Annotated in this window: 2 protein-coding genes; both read left to right on the plus strand. The window is 43.0% G+C overall.

The window, feature by feature from the left end; translation table 11 throughout:
* On the plus strand, positions 1-205 hold a 205-nt coding region (locus SLS51_RS23090; RefSeq protein ID WP_323840818.1), incomplete at its 5' end, for a transposase.
* A 20-nt stretch (positions 206-225) separates the two neighbouring features.
* Positions 226-618, plus strand: a complete 393-nt coding sequence (locus tag SLS51_RS23095; RefSeq protein ID WP_323840819.1) for a DUF8189 domain-containing protein — start codon at positions 226-228, stop codon at positions 616-618.
* Positions 619-714: the final 96 nt, after the last annotated feature.

Genomic DNA, 714 nt, shown 5'->3' on the forward strand with positions numbered 1-714 from the left:
TCCTCCATACAGCCCAAATTTAAACCCGATAGAGCGATTATGGAAGGTCATGAATGAACAGGTTCGAAATAACCGTTATTTCGCGGATAAACATGAATTTCGAGACAAAGTATTCAAATTTTTCACCACAACGCTACCGGATATAGCGGACTCGCTGACGTCTAGAATTAACGACCATTTTCAGGTGCTAAAAACTGCATCTTGAAGTTTCTTGGGTATATATATATGCAAGAACAATCTATTCATACATTAAATCTAAGTAATACCAGGCTATCTGTTATAGATCAGGTAGCAATCGAAAACGCTGCCATCGCAGCGTCTGGTATTATTTCAGTGACTAACACCGCCAACGGTCGACTTAAGGTTTTCGGTGTGGGTACTGACAATGTAATGTTGTACAATGAGCAAACATCACATACAGGCTCTTCCTGGACCGGCTGGTCCTCACCTGGCTTACAAGTGACTAGCAAACCTGCCGTTCACATCAATTCAGACGGTCGATTAGAAATATTTGCACGTGGCACCGATAATGCGCTATGGCATAACTGGCAAATTGCGCCCAACTCCGGTCTGTCAGGCTGGCAATCTTTAGGGGGCATGATTACTAGGGGCTGTTGATGTTTTAAAGTCATTATTCAATCAACCCACATCGGCAACCAGACAATGATGAATGCGAGTGCCACCATACTGGTATAATTCCGTTCAAGTTTATCG

The organism is Photorhabdus africana, assembly GCF_035181445.1.
GTDB classification, from domain to species: domain Bacteria; phylum Pseudomonadota; class Gammaproteobacteria; order Enterobacterales; family Enterobacteriaceae; genus Photorhabdus; species Photorhabdus laumondii.

Bases quoted from the DNA above. Each gene is read 5' to 3' on its own strand.
- SLS51_RS23095 (WP_323840819.1), top strand. From the start codon at position 226: ATGCAAGAACAATCTATTCATACATTAAATCTAAGTAATACCAGGCTA.